At 70.7% G+C, this 2,294-nt stretch carries 2 protein-coding genes; both read right to left on the bottom strand.

Annotation, left to right across the window (positions count from 1 at the left end):
• Positions 1-36: 36 nt before the first annotated feature.
• Positions 37-1,680, bottom strand: a complete 1,644-nt coding sequence (locus ACFVIM_RS34660; RefSeq protein ID WP_384310234.1) for a purine-cytosine permease family protein — start codon at positions 1,678-1,680, stop codon at positions 37-39.
• Positions 1,681-2,076: 396 nt separating this feature from the next.
• Positions 2,077-2,294, bottom strand: a 218-nt coding sequence (locus ACFVIM_RS34655) for a hypothetical protein (RefSeq protein ID WP_384310232.1), incomplete at its 5' end; no start/stop codon positions are given.

Below are 2,294 nucleotides of genomic sequence, written 5' to 3'. Positions count from 1 at the left end.
GCCGGACGGATGCCGTCCGGCCGGCCCCGGGGCGGGTCACACCCGGGTGACCGGCTCCGGCTCACGGCCGCCGGGGGTACGGTCGGCCGCCGCCGCCTCGGCCCGTACGGCCCTGCGGAACTCCCCGCTGCGGCTGGCGCAGTCCGCGCAGATCGCGGGGGAGCCCTCGGCGGACGGGTCCCGGTCCATCTCGGCGGCGATGTAGGAGTGGTCGCAGCGGTGGCAGCGGATCCGGGCCTCCCAGATGTCGTCCACCTCGTCCCGGGGATCCGCGCCACGGGTGAGCACCGGGGAACGGGTCAGCCGCAGGGCGAGCCAGTACAGGCCGATACTGAGGACGAAGGTGAGCGGCGAGGACCACGTCGTACCGAACGTACCGGTGAACTCCAGTACCAGGATGCCGGTCAGGGAGGAGAGCAGCCACACCAGCGCGCCCGGGGCGAAGGACATCACCCGGCCCGGCCGGAACTCCGGCAGGCCGTCGCGGTCGCCCGTGTGGTGGAAGACGAGATGGGTGAGCATGATCCCGACCCAGCCGACGACGAAGGCGCCCTGCCAGGCCAGCGCGGTCAGGACATAGCTGAGGACGTCCGTGAGCATGATCAGGTACGTCACCACACTGGCCAGCGCCAGGGCCACCACCCGGGGGATCCGGATATGGAAGAGCCGGGCGACGGTGGCCTCCAGATTGGTCGACGCCACATAGTAGTTGGCGGTGTTGATACGGGACTGGGTCAGCCAGACCACCCCGAGCCCCCACACGCCCATCAGGGCGACGATGGTGTCGCCGATCGCGGTCTCGGTCGGCGCGCCGACGGCTCCGGCGGCCAGGACGAGGAAGATGCCGATCAGGCCGTTGACGAAGTACACGAAGAAGTAGAAGACCGGGCCGAAGGTGACCACGCTGTGGAACGCGGCGTCCTCGCGCTTGCCGAAGCGCCCGAAGTCGATCGTGTACATCATGAACACGAACACGCCCATGTAGACGAAGAAGGCGTAGAGCCAGCCGGGCGCGCCGAGGTCGGGGACCACGTCCGGGGTGTGGGTGAGCCAGCCGGAGGGCTGGTACTCCCGCGCGGCGAGGACCACCACGATGATCAGTCCGGTCCAGTACAGGGGCAGCAGGGCCCCGTTGAACTTGTCGAGCCAGCGGCGTACCCCGCCGATCACCATGGGCACATTGCTCAGGATCGAGATGGCGTACCAGACCTCGATGGTCAGGGCGCCGGTGTACGCGTGGAGCGCGTGGGCGATGACGGAGCCCTCGAACACCGCGTAGTAGATCGCCGTGGCGGCCAGGACGAGTGGGGCGAGGACCGAGCCGATCGAGCCGAAGACGCGCTGGGAGAGCAGGGCCACGGTCAGCCCGGTGCGGGCGGCGTACCGGGAGAAGACGTAGTTGACCGCGCCGAAGACGGCGACGGCGAGCAGGATGCCGATCAGGGTGTCGACGGTGCCTACGGTGACGGCCAGGGTGGCCGCCGTGACGAGGTAGAACATGCCACTGACCAGCGCGTACCAGGCCATGGTCAGGGAGAGTCGGCCACTGCGCCAGGTCAGCGGGACGATATGGGTGGAGTAGTCCTCGTTGGCGGCCTCCTTGACGACCTTCGGGTCGTCGGTGAAGGACACGTCCAGGGGGGCGAGTGGTACGGAGGCATCCGGGCGTGGAGAGGTCACGGGGAGTCCTTGGGAGACGGCCGCCTGGGGGGAGAGCGGGGCGGAGCGCGGGGCGCCGGGCGGGGCGGGCGGAACCGGTGAAACACCGTTCCGTCCCGCCCGCGTGGACGCGGTGGCGCGGGGGCGGCTTGGTCGGCCCCGAGGCCCTCCGGCGGGGTGGCCTCGTGCGGCCAAAGGTGTGGCCCACCACCCCGCCTTGTCAACGACGTCTGCGAGAAAGGGGGGTTGGACAACGGAAAACATTAGTTGATCACGTAACTATCTGCGGATTCCGTCGTTCCGGTCGTCGGCTGTCTGTCATTGGTGGTGTGTGCCTGGCCGGTTGCGCCCGGCGGCCTGGCTGTTCGCTCCCGGTGGTGGGTGGCGGGCGAGGCCCGGTGGCGCTCGTCGCCGCCGTCACGGAGCGCGCCGCGCGTCATGGAGGCGCGTCCCCAGCAGCAGCGTCACCGCGACGAGGACCGGGGCGATCAGAGCGGCGGCCGTCGGCGCGGAGCGCAGGGCCAGCGCCCCGGCCAGGGCGCCGACCACCAGGGCCAGCAGCACACCGAGCCGCCGCGCGAGATGGGCCGCCGAGCCGTGCGAGGCGGACTCGGCCACCGAGGTCAGGGTCCCCG

Source organism: Streptomyces sp. NPDC057638 (assembly GCF_042800315.1).
Classification (GTDB): domain Bacteria; phylum Actinomycetota; class Actinomycetes; order Streptomycetales; family Streptomycetaceae; genus Streptomyces.
This window is presented reverse-complemented; position numbering and strand designations above follow the sequence as displayed.